Source organism: Sphingomonas sp. (assembly GCA_019635535.1).
GTDB lineage: Bacteria > Pseudomonadota > Alphaproteobacteria > Sphingomonadales > Sphingomonadaceae > Allosphingosinicella.
In genome coordinates, this window is sequence record JAHBZH010000001.1 from 1178804 (window position 1) to 1199583 (window position 20780).

Here is a 20780-nt window from a genome sequence, read left to right on the forward strand (position 1 = left end):
CAGATACTGCCCCGTATAGGACCGCGACACGCCAGCCACATCCTCCGGAGTCCCCTCAGCGACAATCTCGCCGCCTTTATCGCCGCCTTCCGGGCCAAGATCGATGATCCAGTCGGCCGTCCCTTCGACTACGCATCTCGACTTCGCTCGATGCTCCGCTCAGGACATGCCCTTCGACAGGCTCAGGACATGCTTGATGACAAGGTCACTCAGCGGCCTCTCGCTGACGCATCGAGGATCGCCGCGCTTTGGCGGGTGCTTTGTCGGCTACCGGCACTGCGTTCTTTCCGGTGAGCAACGGGGCGAGATATTGACCCGTGTATGAGCGCGGCTCTTGGGACACTTGCTCAGGTGTTCCTTCGGCAACAATCTCTCCGCCTTTGTCCCCCCCCTCCGGGCCAAGATCGATGATCCAGTCCGCCGTCTTGATGACCTCGAGATTGTGCTCGATCACCACCACCGAGTTGCCCTGCTCCACCAGCGCGTGGAGCACTTCCAGTAGCTTGCGCACATCCTCGAAATGCAGGCCCGTGGTGGGCTCGTCGAGGATGTAGAGGGTCTGGCCGGTGGCGCGGCGGCTGAGTTCCTTGGCGAGCTTGACGCGCTGGGCTTCGCCGCCGCTGAGCGTCGTCGCCTGCTGGCCGACCTTGATATAGCCCAGGCCCACTTCCTCCAGCATCCGCATCTTGTCGCGGATGGGGGGGACGGCCTTGAAGAACTCGGCGGCGTCCTCGACCGTCATGTCCAGCACGTCGGCGATGCTCTTGCCCTTGAACTTCACCTCCAGCGTCTCGCGATTGTAGCGCGCGCCGTGGCAGACATCGCAGGTGACGTAGACGTCGGGGAGGAAGTGCATCTCGATCTTGATCAGGCCATCGCCCGCGCAGGCCTCGCAGCGGCCGCCCTTCACGTTGAAGGAGAAGCGGCCGGGCTTGTAGCCGCGCGCCTGCGCCTCCGGCAGGCCGGCGAACCAGTCGCGGATCTGGGTGAAGGCGCCGGTATAGGTCGCCGGGTTCGAGCGCGGGGTGCGGCCGATCGGCGACTGATCGATGTCGATCACCTTGTCGAGATATTGCAGGCCCTCGAGCTTCTCATGCCGGCCGGCGACGAGGCGGGCGCCGTTGAGGTGGCGGGCCGCCGCCGCGTAGAGCGTGTCGATCGTGAAGCTCGACTTGCCCGAGCCGGAGACGCCGGTGACGCAGGTAAAGGTGCCGAGCGGGATGCTCGCGGTTACGCCCTTGAGATTGTTGGCGGTGGCGCCGGAGAGGGTGAGCTTCTTGCCGCTGCCCTTGCGGCGCTTTTCCGGGATGGGGACGGCGCGGCGCCCGGTGAGATAATCGGCGGTCAGCGACTTCTCGTTGGCGAGCACGTCTTCCAGCTTGCCCTGCGCGACGACCTCGCCGCCATGGACGCCGGCGCCGGGGCCCATGTCGATGACATGATCGGCCTGGCGGATCGCGTCCTCGTCATGCTCGACGACCAGCACGGTGTTGCCGAGATCGCGCAGCCGCTTGAGGGTGACGAGCAGGCGGTCATTGTCGCGCTGGTGGAGTCCGATCGACGGCTCGTCGAGGACGTAGAGGACGCCGGAAAGGCCGGAGCCGATCTGGCTGGCGAGGCGGATGCGCTGGCTCTCGCCGCCGGAGAGGGTGCCCGAGGTGCGGTTCAGATCGAGATAGTCGAGGCCGACATTGTCGAGGAAGCCGAGCCGCTCGTTGATCTCCTTCAGGATGGCGCGGGCGATCTCCCGCTGCTGCGGCGTGAGCTTCTCCTCCAGCGTGGAGAACCAGGCGAGGGCGTGGCGGACGGAGCGGGCGGTGGCCTGGGAGATGTTCTCGCCGGCGATCTTCACCGCGAGCGGCTCCGGGCGGAGGCGGGCGCCGTGGCAGGTCTCGCAGGGCTGGGCGGTCTGGTACTTGGCCAGCTCCTCGCGCATCCAGGCGCTCTCGGTCTGGAGCAGGCGGCGGTTGAGATTGCCGATGACGCCGTCGAACGGTTTGACGACCTCGTAGGACTTGCGGCCGTCGATGAACTTGAGCGTGACCGGGCGGCCCTTCGAGCCGTTCAGGATCAGGTCGTGGATCTCGGCGGGCAGATCCTGCCAGGGCGTGTCCAGCGCGAAGCCGAACTCGGCGGCGAGGCTGGCCAGCACCTGCATGTAATAGGGGCTGGGCGGATTGGATTTGGCCCAGGGCACGATCGCGCCCTTCTTGATGCTGAGCGCCGCGTTGGGGACGACCAGCTCGGGATCGAAGAGCTGCCGCTCGCCGAGGCCGTCGCAGGCCGGGCAGGCGCCCTGCGGTGCGTTGAAGGAGAACAGGCGCGGCTCGATCTCGGCGATGGTGAAGCCGGAGACGGGGCAGGCGAACTTCTCGGAGAAGGTGATGCGGCCGGGGGGGGCGTTGTCGGAGAGGACGGTGCGTTCGACCCCTCCACCAGCCTGCGGCTGGTCCCCCTCCCCGTTCCGGGGAGGATTTGATGTCGTGTCTTCCCCTTGGCCCTCCCCGGAACGGGGAGGGGGACCGCCGGCGGAGCCGGTGGTGGAGGGGCCGTCGGCAGGGTCGAGATAGACCAGCCCGTCGGCCAGCTTCAGCGCCGTCTCCAGCGAATCCGCCAGCCGCGTCTCGATCCCTTCGCGGACGACCAGGCGATCGACCACCACCTCGATGTCGTGCTTGTACTTCTTGTCGAGGGCCGGGGCCTCGTCGATCTCGTGAAAGGCGCCGTCGATGCGGACGCGGGTGAAGCCGGCCTTCTGCCATTCGGCCAGCTCCTTGCGATACTCGCCCTTGCGGCCGCGCACGACGGGGGCGAGGAGGTAGAGGCGGGTGCCTTCGGGGAGCGCCAGGGTGCGATCGACCATCTGGCTGACCGTCTGCGCGCTGATCGGCTCGCCGGTGGCGGGGCTGTAGGGGATGCCGACGCGCGCCCAGAGCAGGCGCATATAATCGTAGATCTCGGTGACGGTGGCGACCGTGGAGCGCGGGTTGCGGCTGGTCGTCTTCTGCTCGATCGAGATGGCGGGGGAGAGGCCCTCGATATGATCGACGTCGGGCTTCTGCATCATCTCCAGGAACTGGCGGGCATAAGCGGAGAGCGACTCCACGTAGCGGCGCTGCCCCTCGGCATAGATGGTGTCGAAGGCGAGGCTCGACTTGCCCGAGCCGGAGAGGCCGGTGATCACCGTCAGCGTCTCGCGCGGGATGTCGACGTCCACGCTTTTCAGATTGTGCTCGCGCGCGCCCCGGACGGACAAATGAGTCAGCATGAAAGCTCTCTGTTCCAGATTTGTTCTTGTGGTAATCGCGCCCGCGCCGGGCGTCAACGTGGATGCGGGCGAAATGGGGGCGCGGCGCGGTGGACGCAAGCGGGTGCGCGGCGTGACGGCGGTGGCGCGGCGGTCCGCTAGCGCGCCGGGCCGGTCGCCGCGTCCGGCGCTGCGCTTCCGTCTTCGTCCTCGGCCGGCTTGGTCGAGAAGCGCAGGCAGATCGGGCCCATTTCGCCAGCGGGCGGGTCCGTCGCATCCTCGGTCCGGATCGTGACGCAGGCCGTGCCCCGATTGGCGCCCCATCTGCCCGCATAGAAGGCGTCGAGACGGTAAGGCAGCACCGCGTCGTTGGCGAACAGGAACAGCTCGCCATCGCGCCGGGCCACGAATTCGCCGCTGTAGCGGTTCGGCACGTCCGGCACCGGCCGCAGCTCGAGCGCGTGGATGTAGACGGGGCTCCGGAAATAATTCCAGATGCTCCACGTGCCTTCGGACGGGTCTTCGCGGATCGCGACCAGGGGCTGCAGGTAGCTGGCATTGATCACTCGGCGCAGCGGCGCCCCGAGCAGCCCCGGCACGCCGAGCATGCCGGCGCTGGCGCCCTGCGGGGTGGTCCGGTGCCCGCCGTCGGTCCATTCGTCGACCACGTCGAAGGTCACGACATAGCGCGTATCGCGGACGACATGGCCGATCTCGGCATTGCAGGTCCGCGCGGTCTCGAAATCCGCCTGGCGGATGCCGATCGCCTGATGCATCCGGCCATTGCCGGTCTGGCACCGGCCGAGATCGGCTTCCATCGCCGGCAAGCGCAGCTGAGTGGTGACGATCAGCGCGATCCACAGCGCCACGAGCAGAATGGCGAGGCCGAACAGCAGCGGGAAGACATGCCATTTCAGCAGCCACAGGCCGCGCTGGTACGGGCCGGAGGTTCGCAGCTTGTGGATCAGGGATGGGGCATCCGGCGCTTCCGTCGCCGGCCCGGCGGAGCTCAGGGCCTCATGCCATCGCCCGCGCGCGGCGTCCTGGATGCGCTGATCGAGCCGCCCATTATAGCGGAGCAGGAACAGGATCACGAAGAACAGGCCGAAGAACAGGCCGGGATAGCGCGCGAACCCCTCGATCCAGCCATGCGTGAAAGTGGGGAGGAACGGCATCGGCAGGCGGACGATGTTGGCCAGCCAGTCCCGCCCGTCGCTCGGCAGCACCGCCTCGAACCCGCTTCGGTCGGCCGGCTGCCAATGGCCCCAGGTGGGGATCAGCAGCAGCGCGATCGTGGCGAGCAGGGTCATGAAATAGAGAATCCGCCGCTGCCAGACGAGATCCCACAGCCGCATCGCGCCTGACGAAGGGCCGGTGACGATGCCGCTCCGGTCGATCCGCGGGAGCAGCGCCTTGTCCATCGATGAAAGCAGGGTGGTGGCGGCTTTTCGCGGCGCCGCGACCGCCGCTTCGTCCTGCTGCCGCGCCTCGCCATATTTGCCCGAGCCGACGACCCGGAACCGGTCCGGCAGGACGAGGGGGGCGTAGCTGTCGGTACCGTTCGCGATCCGCGCGATCACGCTTTCGTGGACTTTCACTTCGCGGATCAGGCCGCGCCTATTGCCTGCATCGTCCCGGATCGACGGATCGCGCTGGCTCAATACGGATTTGTCCTCCGTTTCCAGCCAGATGGCGGTGTTGCGCGGCTGATAGCGATAATAAGCGCCGAAGCCGGCGCGGCTGTCGTGCATCGGGCCGGCGCTGTTGACGAGGGCGCGATAGCGATCGATCACGATGTCGAGCGTGCGCAACCCGCACTTCTCCGCCTCCTCCAGCATCCACAGCAGCGAGACGAAGCTCAGGCTCTCGTCCGGATAGCCGCCGCCGACATCGCCGTGCATGCCGGCGAACCAGACCTGCTGGATGCGGCCGGGCCGCGCCGCCTTGCGCTCGACCCGCTCCTCTTCGTGAATTTCGTCCCAGAGCAGCGGGTGGAAGGAGTCCCGCTCGTCGTCCAGCGCCAGCGCGTGACGCGCACATTCGATATTGGGGTGGAGCTGATAGCTCGGGATGCTGAGCGGATAGACCCAGTTGTCGAACGCGCGGGTGACCTCGGTGATCGGCCCGCCATAAGCCGCGACCGTGTCCCAGACGCCCAGGAAGCAGATGGCCGGCCGATGGTTCGGCGGCGCGTCGTCGCGCCGCGCGCCGCGCAGGCGACGCCAGCTTGATGTCACGAGCCGGGTCGAGGCGCGCACCAGCTGCACCAACGGTGCGCGCCAACCCAGCGGTTCCGACTTGCGATAGGTCGCATAGACCGCCCGCGCCGCCCGGGCGAGCTGGCGCTCGTCGCGATAGGGAACCACGCCCTGGGACGCGATCATGTCCATGACCAGGCGCATCGTGAAGGCGCCGCGGCTGTAGCCGAAGCCGTAGATCTGATCGCCCGGGCGATAATTGCGGCAAACATAGCGATAGATTTCCAGGGCGTTGCGCCTGAGCCCCCAGCCGAACACGCCCTGGACGATCCGGATCGGATGAAAGCCGCTCGTCCCCACGCCATTGTCGTAATAGGCGATCTGATCGCGCATTCCCGGCGGTGCGGGACCGAGGTCGATCGCCTCGTACATCCGCCAGACATTGGTCTTGAACAATTTGCCGCTGCTGTTGCCGGTGCCGTCGGAGAAAAGAACAATCGACTTCACCGGATGGGAATCGCCGGCATCTTTCGAATCATCCGACATATTTCTTCCCCCGCCTCAGATAATTAAGGTTGGACTTGAAACATGTGCTCGTCAATATTTTGCGGTCTTCCGTACAAGAACGGAGACAGGATTATATGGATAGGCTAATTATTTGAAAACAAGCGCATTTCGGAAATAGGCAAGCCAATTTGACTTGTTGTGTTCAGAGTCGTCAGCGTCAGGCAGGCCAGAAGAGCCGCCACCGCGAGCGCATCGCAGCACAAGCCGAAGGTGCGGGCCAGGGCGGCGAGCGCACGCCTCACAACAGGTTCTCCTGCTTCTCGGTCGCCTCGCGCCTGGCCTTGCGGAGCACGGCCAGAGGGTCGGGCCAGGGGATTTGCGGACGCTTGCCCTGGAACAGATCGGCGAGAGTGAGAATCTGGAGACGGGGCCAGCCGCGGTCGAACTCGTCGGTGAAGCGCCCGACGGCAGCGGCCTCGCGCAGCATCGGGCCGGTGGGATCCTGCGCGGTGATGAAGATGCCGAGCGGCGCGCGCTCGCGCTCCATGGCACTGTGCAGGTCGCGGATCATGCCGACCCCGACATTCTGGCCGCCCTTGACCGAGATCAGCGCCTTTTCGGTGCGCTTTCCGTCCGGCTTGAAATAGATGAGGCCGTCGATCCCACCGTCGGCGCCCTTCTTGCGCCCGTCGAGCGGCATGCCATCGACCAGCGACACCGCCCACCACTGGAACTGGTATTTGTCGCGCGCGGCGAGATCGAGCGCCGAGGCGAGATCGCGCGGCACGCCCTCGACGGTGAAGGCGACGCCGGGAAAGGCGTCCTTCATCCGCCGCTCGATCGCGGACACGGCGAGATGGGTGATGTCGATGCCGATCCATTGGCGTCCGAGCTTCTCGGCCGCGTGGATGGTGGTGCCGCAGCCGCAAAAGGGATCGAGCACGAGATCGCCTTCGTTGGAGGAGGCCGAGATGATCCGTTCGAGCAGGGCGACCGGCTTTTGCGTGGGATAGCCCAGCCGTTCCTTGGAATTGGGATTGAGAATGGAAATGTCCCACCAGTCGGGGATGGGCGAGCGCGCCACCTCGCCGGTGCAGCCGGCCTTGCGCACGCCGCCTTCGAACACCGCCTGCTGCCGGCGGCCGCCCCAGCGTTTCATCGTGCCGGGCGACGGCTCGCCGTAGAGCGTGTGGAAGGTCTGGGCGCCTTCTTTGCGCGCATAGAACAGGATCGTGTCGTGATTGCGCGGATATTGCCCCTGCGCGACGCTCCACTTGCGATAGCACCAGATGATCTCGTTGCGGAAATTCTCCTTTCCGAACACGCCGTCGAGCAAGAGCTTCAGATAGTGCGACGCGGTGGGATCGCAGTGGAGGTAGAGGCTGCCGGCGGATTTCAGCACGCGGTGGAGCTCGATCAGGCGGATCGCCATCATCGAGAGATAGGCCATCATGTCGTTCTCGCCGAGAAAGGCCCGCATCGCGCGGAGCAGATCGAAGGCGCGGCTCCGGCCGGAGCGCATCACCTGCTCGAAGGCGTCCTCGGCCGCGTTGTTCCAGTGCCAGCTGTCCTCGAAGGCCTGGATCTGGCTTTCGGCGGCGTGGCCGGCGGGCGAGCGGAAGAGGATGTTGTAATTGGCGTTCGAATTGAACGGCGGATCGAGATAGACGAGATCGACGCTGCCGTCCGCGACATGATCGCGCAGCGCGACCAGATTGTCGGCATAGAATAGCCGGTTCGCCATGCCCGTCCCCCCTCGATCGAAGGGGCGCCAAGGGGCGCGACGGGGCAAGCGGAACCTGGTCCGATCCCGCCTCCGCTTCGGACCCAATGCCGGTCAGGCCGGGGTCAGGATCGCGGTGCCATCGAGCCAGTAGAGCTTGGTGAAGCCTTCGAAGCCGGAATCGGTGCCGATGATCAGCCAGAGCTGACCGCTGGCGTCGGTCGTGACCAGCGGACCCGCCGTGCCGGTCGACAAGGTCTTCGTCTGGTAGGGGGCGTTGAGGCAGCCGCCGGCGGGCGTCGTTTGCGCCAGATCGCCGATGACGACCGCGTCGGCACCGCTTGTCGACTGATTGCCCTTGTCGAAATTCGGGCGGACATAGCTGCCCTGGACGATTTTCTCCGGCCGAACGCCCGTGGCGCCCGCCTTGACGTAGATGGATTCGCCCGGCGAACCCCCGGCACCGGGGCAGCCGGGCGGCACGTTGGTCGCCAGCCGGATCTGCGTTTCCACCCGGTAACGCCGGCTCGCGGCCAGGCCGTCGAGCCGGCGGACGATGTACATGAACAGATCGTCGGAGCGGTTGTCGGCGGAAAGATAGAGGCCGGACAGCGCGTCGAGCGGGGCGGGGAGGCGCTCGTGGCCGAAGGCGAAGCCGATCGAAGCCTCCATGCCGAGGCTGTAATCGGCATAAGCCGGCTCCCAGGAATCGAGGCCGTTCGCGAAGGAGAAATCGAGCCGCACCGTAGCCGGCGCGGGCGGCGGCGGAGTTGGCGGCGGCGGCGGATCGGTGCCGATCTCCACCTTGCACGATGCGGCGAACAGAAGCGGTGAGGCAAGGATGGCTCTTCGGGACAGCAGCATCTTTATATCCTTTGATCCGCGATCGGAAGGATGACGCCGGTCGCCCGCGAAATCCGCAACCTGCGCGTGTATGCTGGCATGGTCCATGCCGTTCGCCGACAATTATGGGTCGTTCGTGGATGAGTTCGTCATTGAATCGGATATTCGGGCTTAGTTCGCTGGCGGAGGGATCGGACGAATGGCGCTGACACGGCGGCGATTTCTCGAATGGCTGGGCGCGGTCGGCGGCACTGGCGCCGTCTATCTCGGCATGCAGGCGATGGGGCTGATCCACGCACCGCCGGCTTCAGCCCGGCCGTTCGCCCTGCCGCCCGGATCGGGGCGCGGGCGCTCGGTCGTCGTGCTCGGGGCGGGCATTGCCGGGCTGGTGGCGGCCTACGAGCTGGACCGGGCCGGCTGGGACGTGACCGTGCTGGAGGCACGCGAGCGGATCGGTGGCCGGGTCTGGACGGTGCGCGGCGGCGACCGGATCGTGCAGACCGGGCGCGAGGACCAGATCTGCCGGTTCGACGAAGGGCTCCATTTCGAGGCGGGGGCGGCGCGCATTCCGCACAGCCATCACGTTATCCTCGGTTATGCGCGCGCGCTCGGCGTGCCGATCGAGGTGATGGTGAACGCGAACCGGGCCGCGCGCTGCCATTATGCCGGACGCAACTTCTCCGCCCGCCAGATCCATAACGACTTTCGGGGGCGCTTTTCGGAGCTGCTCGCCAAGGCCGTCGATCGAGGCGCGCTCGATCAGGAGATGAGCGCGGGCGAGAAGAGCGCGATGCGCCAGTTCATCGCGCTGTTCGGCAATGTCGGCCGGGATGGGGCTTATATCCCCGCCGGCCGATCCGGCTATGACGAATTGCCGGGCGGTTATCGCACCGCCGGACGCGCGACCGAAGCGCTGAGCCTGGCGGAACTGACCGCGCTGCCGATCACCGCGATCCTGCCGCTCGCCTTCGAGGAAGCGTTCGACCAGCAGGCGCCGATGTTCCAGCCGGTGGGCGGCATGGATCGGATCGCCGATGCGCTCCATGAGCGCGTCCGCGCGCGGGTGCGGCTGAACAGTCCCGTGCTGGAGATCCGCCGGCGGAGCCAAGGGGTGCGCATCCTGCACGGGCCGGGGCGGCGGGCGATCGACGCGGACTATTGCGTCTGCACGCTGCCGCTCAACCTCCTGCAGCGCATCCCGAACGATTTCTCCGCCGCCAAGCAGGCAGCGATCCGCGACATCCCCTATTTCCCCACCGGCAAGGTCGCGTTCGAGTCGGCGCGTTTCTGGGAGCAAGAGGGGGTTTACGGCGGGGTCGGCTGGACCGATCAGCCCAACGAGAATGTCATCTATCCCTCCGGCGGCTGGCACGGGGAGAAGGGCGTGCTGATCGCCGCCTATATCCTCGGGCTCAGCGGCCCCAACCGGCCCCAGGAGTTCACCGACATGAGCCATGAGGATCGGTTCCGTATGTGCCGGGAGGCGGTGGAGCGGATGCATCCGGGTCATGGCGGGAACCTCGTCAAGCCGGTGACGGTGGCCTGGGCGCTGTCGCCCTGGTCCGAAGGCGTGGGGCCGGTACATCCCGACCTCGCCGCCGGCCCGCGCGGCGCGCGCTACGAGGAATTGCTGCGTCCCGAGGGCCCGATCGTCTTCGCCGGAGAGCATTTGAGCTACCTCATCTTCTGGCAGGAAGGCGCGGCGCTTTCGGCGCATGGGGCGATGGAAATGCTGACCGAAATGGCACAAGCGGGCACGGATTGATCGACGCGCGCGCGCCGCTGGTCGAAAGGGTTTGGCCTGCCCTCGAGCCGGCGGCCTAAAGCGGGCTTCTCACCGCAAAGGAGCCCTCGCCATGCCCAAGCATCTGCTCGTCGCCTTCGCATTCGCCTTGTCGCCGCTTGCCGGAGCGCATGCCGCGCCGGCCGATGTCGCCGCGGCGGTGGTCGCACCGGGACGGCCCGAGGCGGCGGTGGCGCTGGACGAGGTGCGGCGGCCGGCCGAGGTGCTGACCTGGCTCGGGCTGGAGCGCGGCGACCGGGTGCTCGATTACTTCACCGGCAGTGGCTATTATGCCGAGATCATGGCCCGCGCCGTCGGCCCGCAGGGCAGCGTCGTCGGCTGGAATTCCGACTCGTTCGGCGCCAACCCCCGCATCCTCGAAGCGCTGGACGGAATCCACGCGCGCAGCCCCAACGCGACCTTCACCGCTTCGACCCGCGCCGATTTCGCCTTCCCCGCGAACAGCTTCGATTTCGTGATGCTCCACCTCGTCTATCACGACGCCTATTGGGAGAGCACGCAATTCGCCTTGCCGCGCATCGATCCGACCAGCGTGACGCGCGCGCTGTTCACGGCGACCAAACCGGGCGGCATCGTTGCCGTGATCGATCATGTCGCCGCGCCGGGCCGCGAGACGCGGGCCGAGGTGGAGGCGACACACCGGATCGACCCCGCCGTGATCCGCGCCGATTTCGAGCGCGCCGGCTTCGTCTTCGACGGCGAAAGCGACCTGCTCCGCAATCCGCAGGACGACCGCTCGGTCAACGTCTTCGATCCGTCGATCCGGGGCCGCACCGACCGCGTCGTCTACCGCTTCCGCAAGCCGGCCTAGGTCTCGCTTTCGCCTGTCGCCGCGATGCGGCATGACCGCGAGAGGGAGACTCGCGATGGACATGCTTCTGGCGGCGATGCTGGCGTTGCAGGCGCCGGCGACGGTGGACGATCTCGGCTGGATGGCCGGGCACTGGACGCGCGAGGCGGACGGGCGCTGGACCGAGGAGAGCTGGACGGCGCCGCGTGGCGGGATGATGCTCGGCGTCAGCCGCTCCGGCCGCGCCGAAGCGGTGCGCGAGTTCGAGTTCATTCGCCTGCAGGCGGGCGCGGACGGGGTGCCGGTCTATTGGGCCTCGCCGGGCGGGCGCCCGCCGGTCGCGTTCCGGCTGGCGTCGCACGGGCCGAACGAGGCGGTGTTCGAGAATCCCGCCCACGATTTCCCGCAGCGCATCCGCTATCGCCGCGAAGGCGAAACGATGACCGCGACGATCTCGGCGATCGACGGATCCAACGCGATGAGCTGGCAGTTCCGGCGGCAATGAGGGCGGCGATTCAGTAGATGTGATCGTCGGACCATCCGCCGCAGCAGCCCGTCGTCCGCTTGGCATGCCAATAGCCGTGCAGCCATTTCGGCATCATCGAAATCGAATAGCCGGCCACCGGATTGGGCAGGACCGGATAGCCCAGGCTGCCGCAAACGCGCTTCGCGATGATGTTCGCCACCGCTTCGTTATATGCCCATTCCGCACTGGCGGGATAATGCGTGAATTTGTCGTCGGCGGTCCGCTCGCGATACTCCTTTGCGCACTTCTCACCCGTCGCCAGCCCCAGATCGCTGACATGCCCGGTTTCGTGCGCGGCGAGATAATAGAGCCCCTGATCGTGCGGGTGGGACGCATAGACGAGGAAGCTGTCGGCGTTGATTTCCTGCTTCGCGGAAAGCCAGGTCTTGCGGTCCTTGTCGCCCCAGCTGCTCGCGACCTGCCCGACGCCGCCATTGGCATATGTGCCCGATGTCAGGGACCAGCTTATGTTCCTGACCTTATGAACGAAATCCTTCGCGCTGACTTCGCCAATCCAGTTTCCGCCCCCCGATCCCCAGATTTCAAAGGTCTTTCCCGCGATGGCCGTGAGACCTGAATCGAGTTCATCAAGTATCTCTCCGAAACGCTTCCAGCGATCCGCCAGTTTTTCGTTGGAGTTCAATTCTTCCGGCAGCGGGTGGTGGGTCATCGCGCTATCCAGTCACTTGATCAAGTGTTGAATAATCTGAAACGCGATTGAAAAGAAGCCGAGATTGGCGGCTTTCCGCTTTTGCTTGCCAGCGGGTTCGCCGAGGAGAATATAGCGCTGTCGAGGAGGCGGATTTGGCCAAAGCCGAGAACAAGCTGCAGCCGACGCAGGAGAGCGTGGACGCTTTTCTGGACGCCGTGCCCGATCCGCGACGGCGCGAGGACGCGAAGGCGATCCGCGCGCTGATGGAGCGCCTGTCGGGCGAGCCGGCGGTGCTGTGGACCTACGGCATCGTCGGCTTCGGCCATTATCGCTACAAATATGACAGCGGCCGGGAGGGTCATGCGGGCCGGATCGGCTTCTCGCCGCGCGCCAGGGAGATGGTGCTCTACCTGATCGGCGGGTTCCCCCGGCACCAGGCGCTGATGGACAGGCTCGGCAAGTACAAGATCGGCAAATCCTGCCTCTACATCAAGCGGCTGGACGACGTGGACGAGGCGGTGCTCGAGGAACTGATCGTCGAGGCGCTGGCCTACATGCGCGAGACCTATCCGGAAGGCGCTTGAGCGCGTCCGGTTCAGCCGCGCTTCATCTTGCGGAGCCGAAACGACCGGAAAGCGCGACGAAAAGCGCTTGCATCCTGCTACAAATGTGACATGCTACAAAGGTAGCAGGAAAAGGGCTTGGCTTTCATGATCGATTCGCTGCCGCGCCGCGAGCGCGAGATTTTCAATATCCTTCTGGGGCTGGGCGAAGGCACGGCCGCCGACATCCGCGCGGCGATGGCGGACGCGCCGAGCTATTCGGCGGTGCGCACCTTGCTCACCCGGCTCGAGGCGCGCGGGGTGGTCAAGCACCGGACTGAGGGTCTCACTTATGTCTACAAGAGCGTTCCGCAGGCCGGCAAGGTCCGCGAATCGGCGCTCAAATCGATGGTGAAGACCTTCTTCGACGGTTCGGCGGCGAGCGCCGCGACGGCGCTGCTCGGGCTGACCAGGAGCCTGTCGCCGGAAGAGGCCGAAGCGCTGCAGCGGGCGATCGACGAAGCGAGGGAGCGGGAGTGATGGAGATGTCCTTCTTTGCCGAGATGGCGTGGAAATCCGCCCTGATCGCGGGCGCGGCCCTGATGCTGGCGATGATGCTGCGCTCGCGCGCCGCCGCCGACCGGGCGATGGTGCTGAAGCTCGGCGTCGCGATGCTGCTGGCCTTGCCGCTGATCGTGCTGTTCCTGCCGGCGCTCGAGATCGTCGCCTTCGCCGCGCCGGAAGCGCCGGCTCTTACCGCCACGCAACTGACCGAATGGCAGCTCGCCGCCCTCGCCGGCGAGCTGTCGCCCGCGGCCGCACCGACCATCTGGGACGATCCGACACCGCTCATCCTGCTCGCCTATCTGGGCGGGCTGGTGGCGATCGGTGCGCGGCTCGCCGCCGGGCTGTGGACGCTGGGGCGCTGGACGCGCAACGCCCGCGACGTGAGCTGCCCGGAATGGCTGGCGGCATTCGACCGGGTGCGCTGGCAGGCGGGCGATCCGGAATCGATCCGGCTGATGGTCGCCGACGAAGTGCGTTCGCCGTTGAGCTGGGGCTGGCGCCGACCGGTGATCCTGATCGATGCCGACACGCTGGACGAGCCCGAGGATGCCGAGGCGATCCTGGCCCATGAGGTCGCGCATATCGCGCGCGGCGACTGGCCGGTGCTGATGCTGGCGCGCGCCGCCAAGGCCCTGTTCTGGTTCAATCCGCTGGTCTGGCTGCTGGAGCGCGAGATCGTCCAGCAGGCCGAGGAGGCCGCCGATCTGGAGGCCGCCGAGCGGATCGATCCGGCCCGTTATGCCGAGACGCTGCTGTCGTGGGCGCGGTTCAACACGATGGTGCCGGCGAACAGCATCGCACCCAAGGGCAGCGCGCTCGGCCGCCGGGTTCGCGCGATCCTCGATCGCCGCGCGCGCGAGCGGCCGGCGGGATCCGTTTGGACCGGCATCGCGATGATCCTGTGCCTGGGCATCGCCGCTCCGGTGGCGGCCGCGAAGCTGGTCGCCGCCGCGCAGCAAGCGCCCGAAGCTCCACCCGCGCCGCGCACACCGGAAGCGCCGCGGGCGCCCGCCGCGCCGCGCGCTCCGGCGGCCGCACCCGCCGAAGCCCCCGATGCGCCGGAAGAAGTCCGCATGATCCATGTCCGTATTCCGCCGATCCCCGCCATCGCGCCGATCCCGCCGATTCCCGATGTCGCGCCGATCGTGCGCGATGCGCTGGCGGCGGCGTTGCCGGCGATCCCGGTGGCGCTGGCGTCCGCGAACGTCGCCATCGCGATCGATCCCGCGCAGATCGAAGACGCGCTGCGCCGCGCCGAGGCGGACATGCGCCGCGCCGGCCGCAGCCAGGCGGAGATCGACGAGCGGATGCGCCGGGCGCGCGAGGCGATGTCAAGCGCGCGCCGGGTGCAGCGGGTCGAGCTCGAAACCGCGATGCGCGAGGCGCGGCGGGCGATGGCCGAATCGCGCCAGGCGATAAGGGTCTCGATGGTCCATGGCGCCGCCGGCATGGAGCAGGGCGCCCGCCAGATGGAGCAGGGCGCCGACCGGATGGAGCGCACCGGCGAACGGTTGCGCACCGACCGCGCCTATCGCGAGGAGAAGATCGCCGAGGCCCGGCGGCGCGGCGAGACCGTGACCCACGAGGAGCTGATCCGGGCCGGCGAGGAGATGCGCGACGGCGCCCGCGACATGCGCGAAGGCGCGCGCGAGCTCCGCGAGGCCGGCGAACGGATGCGCGCCGGCCGGCACTGAGCCTCCTTCCATCCCGCGAGGGACCCAGGAGGAATGGCGGGCGCTCCCCAAGGCGTCCGCCATTCTTTTTCGTGCCGCTTTGCCTTTCGCCGGGCGCCTGTCACAAGGCTCCGAAAACGGGAGGATTCGGCGATGCGGCGATTTTGGACCTGGCTGGCGGTGGCGATGCTGGCGGCGCCGGCCATGGCGCAGGATGCGCCGCACCAGCGCGAGGCGCGCGCGATCTACGAACGGCTGATCTCGTTCCGCAGCGCCGCCGGCCACGACCAGGTGCCGGCCATGGCGGGCTATATCGTCCAGACCCTGCGCGCCGCCGGCGTGCCGGAAGCCGACATCGCGGTTCTGCCGCATGAGGAGACGGTGGGCCTGCTCGTGCGCGTGCCCGGTCGTGACGCCGCGGCCCGGCCCCTGCTCTTTTCCGGCCATATGGACGTGGTCGACGCCCGGCCCGAGGACTGGGAGCGCGATCCGTTCACGCTGATCGAGGAAGGTGGCTATTTCTTCGGACGCGGCACCGGCGACAACAAGGCCGGCATCGCATCGCTGGTGTCGACCATTCTCAGGATGCGCGCCGCCGGGCACCGGCCACGCCGCACGCTCGTCTTCGCCTTCATCGGCGACGAGGAGACCGGGATGGAAACGACCCGGCTGGTCGCCGCGCACGAATGGGTGCGGGGCGCCGAATATGCGATCAACGCCGATGCCGGCGGCGGGCTGCTCGCGCCGGACGGGCGGGCGATGGTCTATCTGATCCAGGGCGCGGAGAAGACCTATGCGACCTTCCGCCTGACCGCCACCAATCCCGGCGGCCATTCCAGCCGGCCGCGCGACGACAATGCGATTTACGATCTGACCCGCGCCTTGCTGTGGATCGAGGCCTATCGCTTCCCGGTGATGGCGAACGACCTGACCCGTGCCTATCTGGGCACAATCGGCCGCAGTGCCGAAGGGGCGGAGGGCGAGGCACTGCGCCGCTTCGCCGCCGATCCGGACGACGCCGAGGCCGCCGAGATGCTGCGCGCATCGCCCGAATATGTCGGCACGACGCGCACGACCTGCGTGGCGACCATGCTGGACGCCGGCCATGCCGAGAATGCGCTGCCGCAGCGCGCCTCGGCGATGGTCAATTGCCGGATATTCCCGGGCATCGAGGTCGAGGCGGTGCGCGCCGCGCTGGCCGAGGCGATCGGCAATCCCGCGATCCGGATCGAGACGATTGGCAATCCGCAGGCGAGCCCGGTGTCCGAAATGCGCGACGACGTCACCGCCGCGATCACCCGCTCCATCCACCGCCGCCATCCCGGCGTCGCGATCACGCCCTATCTGGAATCGGGCGGTACGGACGGACTGGTCTATCGCGCCGCCGGCATCCCGACCTTCGCCACGTCCGGCATCTTCATGAAGCCGGAGGACATGCGCTTCCACGGCCTCGACGAACGGATTCCGGTCGCCGCCTTCTACGAGGCGATCGAGCATATCCACGATCTCGCGCTGGAGCTTGGCGGACGCTGATTGCGCGGGAGCCTTGTTGCGGTGTAGCCGTTGGAGCGCAGGGGCTCGCGAAGCCGAAAGGGCCGCCAGATGCGGGACAGTGAGGCCTATATCAACGCCATGGCCGGGACGGTCCCGGACCATGACGTCCATCAGCTCTTCATCGACTGGGCGGCGCGCCGGATCGAGGATGAGCGCATCGGCAAACTGTTCGGCCGGATGGCCGAGCGTTCCGGCATCGAACATCGCTGGTCGGTCCTGCCGCCGCCCGGCGGCCGGCCGCATGACGCGCCCGGCGGCTTCTATCACGGCGCGATGCCGGCGACCTCGACGCGCATGACCTGCTATGCCGAGGAGGCGCCGAAGCTCGCCCTGCGCGCGATCGATGCGCTGAAGGAGAAGACGCCGCTGGACGGCGTCACCCATCTGGTCGTGGCGAGCTGCACCGGTTTCGTCGCGCCGGGCATCGACCAGATCATCGCCCGCGCGCTCGGGCTCGATCATGTCGAGCGGACCCTGGTGGGGTTCATGGGCTGCTACGCGGCCGTCTCTGCGTTGCGGACGGCCTATCATATCGTTCGTTCGGCGCCGGAAGCGCGGGTGCTGGTCGTGACGGTCGAGCTGTGCACCCTGCATCTGCAGGAAACGCAGCAACTCGAGCCACTGCTCGCCATGCTCCAGTTCAGCGACGGCGCGGCGGCGGCCCTGGTGACGACCGAACCGGTAGGTTTCCGGATGAGCCATCTCTTCTCGCTCGCGCTGGAGGAGTCGGCGGAGCTGATCCAGTGGAAGATCGGCGACACCGGCTTCGAGATGACCCTGTCCGGCGAGGTGCCGGGCCGCATCCAGCGGGCGCTGACCGACGACGATGCCCGAGCGACGCTGCACAACGGCTGGGCGCAGGGCGAGATCGACGCCTGGGCGGTCCATGCCGGCGGGCGCTCGATCCTCGACGCCGTGGAGCGCGGGCTGGAGCTGGAGCAGGGCGCGCTCAACGTCTCGCGCGAGGTGCTGGCGCGCTACGGCAACATGTCGTCGGCGACCTTGATGTTCGTGCTCGGCCTGATGCTGGAACGGCCGGGAGCGGAGAAAGGCGTCGCCATCGCCTTCGGCCCCGGCCTCGCCGCCGAAGGCTTCCACTTCGAGCGGGCCGAACGCGCCCGATGATCGATCTCGCCCAGCGCCTCCGGACCGACGAGCAGATGGACGATCCGGCGCTGGACGATGCGACCTATGCCGCGGTGCTCGCCGATCTCGCCCGGGTGAATCGCTGGACGCTGGCCGGGCGGCCGACACTGGGCTTTCTTGCCCGCGCGGCGCGCGACATGCCGGCCTTCCGGCTGCTCGACGTCGGCTTCGGCCAGGGCGACATGCTGCGCCGGATCGCACGCTGGGCGCGACGCAGGGGGATTGCGGTCGACCTGGTCGGCGTCGATCTCAATGCGGCCAGCGTCGGCGTGGCACGCGCCGCGACACCCATTGGCATGCCGATCGAATATCGCGCGGGGGATTATGAAGCGCAGCCGACGCCGTTCGACTTCGTCGTCTCCAGCCTGGTCGCGCACCACATGACCGACGAGGAGCTGACCGCCTTCATCCGCTACATGGAGCGGATGGGGACGCGCGGCTGGCTGATCAACGACCTGCACCGGCACCGTTTCGCTTATCTGGGCTTCCCGCTGCTGGCGCGACTGCTCGGCGCGCATCGCATCGTGCGCGAGGACGGGCAGCTTTCGATCGCGCGCGCCTTCCGCCCCGCCGAATGGCGCGACATCCTCGCGCAAGCGGGCGTGCCCGCCGATGCGGCGCGGATCGTGCGCCGCTTCCCCTTCCGGCTGTGCGTCGAACGGCTGCGCTAATCGTCGGCGGCGGTCCGGCCGGAGCGGCGGCCGCGATCGGGCTCGCCCGGGCCGGCGCGATGCCGGTGGTGATCGATCGCGCGGCGGGCGAGCGGGACGTGGTGTGCGGCGGGTTTCTCGGCTGGGACGCGCTGGCGCATCTGCGGCGGCTGGGACTCGATCCGATGGCGCTGGGCGCCAGGCCGATCCATCGGCTGCGGCTGATGGCCGGGACACGGTCCGTCGAGGTCGCGCTGCCCGGCGTGGCGGCGGGCCTGTCGCGGCGGCGGCTGGACGCGACTTTGCTGCGCATGGCGGAGGAAGCGGGGGCGACCGTGCTGCGCGGGCGGACGGCGCGGGCCGTCGAGGACCGACGGGTGCGGCTCGACGACGGCGCGGAGATGGACGCCGACGCCCTGTTCGTCGCCACCGGCAAGCATGAGCTGCGCGGCTGCGCGCGGCCGGTCGCGGGGCGCAAGCTGTCGGCGGGGCTGCGCGCCGCGGTCGAGCCGTCGCCCGACCTGGTGCGGGCGCTGGCCGGGACGATCGAGCTGCATCTTTATGACGGCGGCTATGCCGGGCTGCTGCTGCAGGAGGACGGGCGGGCCAATTTGTGCCTGTCGGTGGCGCATGCGCGGCTAAGCGAGGGGCGCGATACGTGGCTGGCGACCTTGCGCGAGGAGGCGCCGGCCCTGGTTGAGCGGCTGGACGGGGCGCTGCCGGGCGACTGGGAGGCGATCGCAGGGGTGCCTTATGGCTGGCGGGCGAAGGCGACGGAAGCGGGCGTCTATCGTGTCGGCGATCAGGCGGCAGTGATCGCCAGCCTGGCCGGCGACGGCATCGCCATGGCGCTGGCGAGCGGCGCGGCGGGGGCGCAGGCCTGCCTGCACGGCGACGGCACGGGCGCGCGCGCCTGGCAGAAGGCGTTCGCGAAGCGCGCGGCGCGGCCGGTGCTGGTCGCCGAAACGCTGCGCCACATGGCGGAGCATCGCGTCGAGCGGGGGGCGATGATGAGATTGGCGCGGTTCGGCGGACTGGCCGGCCTTGCGGCGCGGCTGACGCGGATCGGCTAACGCGCGCCGGTGATCGCGGCAGGCGCGTCGGCGCGCCACTGGCCGGACTGGCGATATTCCTCGCGCACCGTGGATTCGGGCAGATTGGTCGCCGCCCAGCGCGGATCCTGCGGGATGTCCGAAGAGATGGTGGGCGCGGACGGCGCCGGCAGCGCGGCGCGGGCTGGCACCGGCGCTTCAGTTGGCGCGCCGGGGCGGACGCCGAAGAAGATGCGGATGGGATTGGGCAGTGGCTCGGTCCCGGCATAGGCGGCGTTGAACGCGCCAGGCAGGCCGCCGGCGCCGGGCAGACGGTAGAAGATGTGCGCGCCGATCACCGTAGTGCGCGCCAGGCGCGGCCCCCAGGACGGCGCGACGGCAAAAGTGTGATAATGGGTTGAAAGGCCGACCGGCGCATAGACGCGGCCGGCCAGCGCCTCGGCGGCGAGCGCGCGGGCGCGGGCCCAGTCGATGCCTTCCGCCCGTCGCTCCAGCGAACCGTCGCAGGTGAAGGTGAACTGGCAGCCGCCACCGGGGCGCAGCGGCCCCTGATAGACGACGCCGCAGATGCTGTTCGGCCAGGCGGGATGGCGGACCCGGTTGAGCACCACCTGGGCGACGGCGCGCTGGCCGTCCTCGCTCTCCGAACGCGCCTCGTAATAGATCGCCTGGGCAAGGCAGTCCTGGCCGCGCAGCCGATCCAGGCCAGTACGGCCTTCGATGGCGAAGGCGGCGGCGACGGGGCCGGGGGCAGTGGCGGTGCGGGGCGCCGGCGGCCGGCTGCCGACCCGGGCGGACGTGACCGGGGCGGCGGTGACGGCCGGCGCGAGCGTGGACATGGTGGGGACGCAGGAGGCGTTGGCGAGCGCGAGCGCGGCAAGCGCCGGCGCGCGCGCCGCGACGTGCCTCAACTTCGACCGAGATGCGCCCGATGCCATGCCTGTCTTCCGCCCGGAGCGGCGGCTCCCTTTCGGCGCGATACGCCGAACGATGGAAGGGCGCGCGCGCTGATTTCGCGCCGTCCCGATCAGGGACAGGCGCCGCGCGATCCCTGAAGCTTTTGGTCGAGCGCGGCGCGCGCTTCGTCGAACCGCATCCGCCTTCGACGAAAGCATGCGCGTCATGGTCGAAAGGTGCGCGCGTCGGCGGTGCTGCGGCGGCAGGGAGGAGCTGCGATCCGTGCGGCATCGGATTCCCCCCAACACCGCTCGCCGGATCGCTCCTGCCAGACGAACTGGCTGGACCCGCGAACGGAGAGACGATGATACGCATGATCCTTGCTTTCTTCCTCATCGCGGCAATCGGG

The 20780-nt window shown here is 68.2% G+C and carries 16 protein-coding genes and 1 pseudogene; 10 read left to right on the top strand and 7 right to left on the bottom strand.

The window, feature by feature from the left end:
* Positions 1 to 292 precede the first annotated feature (292 nt).
* From uvrA to KF780_06100, 5 genes and pseudogenes are all read right to left on the bottom strand, one after another.
* Positions 293 to 3268 (bottom strand): annotated as a pseudogene (uvrA, locus tag KF780_06080) (excinuclease ABC subunit UvrA).
* A 137-nt stretch (positions 3269 to 3405) separates the two neighbouring features.
* Positions 3406 to 5991: a DUF2235 domain-containing protein gene (locus KF780_06085; GenBank protein MBX3561365.1), complete on the bottom strand. Its 2586-nt coding sequence runs from the start codon at positions 5989 to 5991 to the stop codon at positions 3406 to 3408.
* Between the two features lie 104 nt (positions 5992 to 6095).
* Positions 6096 to 6254, bottom strand: a complete 159-nt coding sequence (locus tag KF780_06090) for a hypothetical protein (GenBank protein MBX3561366.1) — start codon at positions 6252 to 6254, stop codon at positions 6096 to 6098.
* Positions 6251 to 7696, bottom strand: a complete 1446-nt coding sequence (locus KF780_06095; protein ID MBX3561367.1) for a restriction endonuclease — start codon at positions 7694 to 7696, stop codon at positions 6251 to 6253. Before KF780_06095 ends, KF780_06090 begins: the two co-directional genes overlap by 4 nt.
* Before the next feature lie 93 nt (positions 7697 to 7789).
* Positions 7790 to 8479, bottom strand: a complete 690-nt coding sequence (locus tag KF780_06100; GenBank protein ID MBX3561368.1) for a hypothetical protein — start codon at positions 8477 to 8479, stop codon at positions 7790 to 7792.
* A 310-nt stretch (positions 8480 to 8789) separates the two neighbouring features.
* On the opposite strand from KF780_06100, the gene KF780_06105 reads away from it, so the two are divergent.
* From KF780_06105 to KF780_06115, 3 genes are all read left to right on the top strand, one after another.
* A complete protein-coding gene (locus tag KF780_06105) occupies positions 8790 to 10283 on the top strand; it encodes an FAD-dependent oxidoreductase (GenBank protein ID MBX3561369.1) in 1494 nt (497 codons plus the stop codon).
* A 91-nt stretch (positions 10284 to 10374) separates the two neighbouring features.
* Positions 10375 to 11133 carry a class I SAM-dependent methyltransferase gene (locus KF780_06110; GenBank protein MBX3561370.1) on the top strand — a complete coding sequence of 253 codons (759 nt, stop codon included), beginning with the start codon at positions 10375 to 10377 and terminating at the stop codon, positions 11131 to 11133.
* A gap of 61 nt (positions 11134 to 11194) precedes the next feature.
* Entirely contained in the window at positions 11195 to 11617 is a 423-nt protein-coding gene (locus KF780_06115; GenBank protein ID MBX3561371.1) for a hypothetical protein, read from the top strand.
* A 10-nt stretch (positions 11618 to 11627) separates the two neighbouring features.
* Here KF780_06115 and KF780_06120 read toward each other — a convergent pair whose 3' ends face one another.
* A complete protein-coding gene (locus KF780_06120) occupies positions 11628 to 12308 on the bottom strand; it encodes a hypothetical protein (protein MBX3561372.1) in 681 nt (226 codons plus the stop codon).
* 134 nt (positions 12309 to 12442) lie between these two features.
* On the opposite strand from KF780_06120, the gene KF780_06125 reads away from it, so the two are divergent.
* From KF780_06125 to KF780_06155, 7 genes are all read left to right on the top strand, one after another.
* The gene (locus tag KF780_06125; protein ID MBX3561373.1) at positions 12443 to 12874 is read left to right on the top strand and encodes a DUF1801 domain-containing protein; all 432 of its coding nucleotides are present in this window, start codon (positions 12443 to 12445) and stop codon (positions 12872 to 12874) included.
* A gap of 126 nt (positions 12875 to 13000) precedes the next feature.
* Positions 13001 to 13372, top strand: a complete 372-nt coding sequence (locus KF780_06130; protein ID MBX3561374.1) for a BlaI/MecI/CopY family transcriptional regulator — start codon at positions 13001 to 13003, stop codon at positions 13370 to 13372.
* Positions 13372 to 15093, top strand: a complete 1722-nt coding sequence (locus KF780_06135) for a hypothetical protein (protein ID MBX3561375.1) — start codon at positions 13372 to 13374, stop codon at positions 15091 to 15093. Before KF780_06130 ends, KF780_06135 begins: the two co-directional genes overlap by 1 nt.
* Positions 15094 to 15225: 132 nt before the next feature.
* Positions 15226 to 16605, top strand: coding sequence for a M20/M25/M40 family metallo-hydrolase (locus tag KF780_06140; protein ID MBX3561376.1), 1380 nt, complete (start codon positions 15226 to 15228; stop codon positions 16603 to 16605).
* A 69-nt stretch (positions 16606 to 16674) separates the two neighbouring features.
* The gene (locus KF780_06145) at positions 16675 to 17751 is read left to right on the top strand and encodes a type III polyketide synthase (GenBank protein MBX3561377.1); all 1077 of its coding nucleotides are present in this window, start codon (positions 16675 to 16677) and stop codon (positions 17749 to 17751) included.
* Entirely contained in the window at positions 17748 to 18443 is a 696-nt protein-coding gene (locus KF780_06150) for a methyltransferase domain-containing protein (protein ID MBX3561378.1), read from the top strand. Before KF780_06145 ends, KF780_06150 begins: the two co-directional genes overlap by 4 nt.
* On the top strand, positions 18422 to 19495 hold the full coding sequence (locus tag KF780_06155) for an FAD-dependent monooxygenase (GenBank protein ID MBX3561379.1): 1074 nt from the start codon (positions 18422 to 18424) through the stop codon (positions 19493 to 19495). The genes KF780_06150 and KF780_06155 overlap by 22 nt, the downstream gene beginning before the upstream one ends.
* Here KF780_06155 and KF780_06160 read toward each other — a convergent pair.
* Entirely contained in the window at positions 19492 to 20412 is a 921-nt protein-coding gene (locus KF780_06160; GenBank protein ID MBX3561380.1) for a cell wall hydrolase, read from the bottom strand. The two genes, KF780_06155 and KF780_06160, sit on opposite strands and share 4 nt — an antisense overlap.
* Positions 20413 to 20780: the final 368 nt, after the last annotated feature.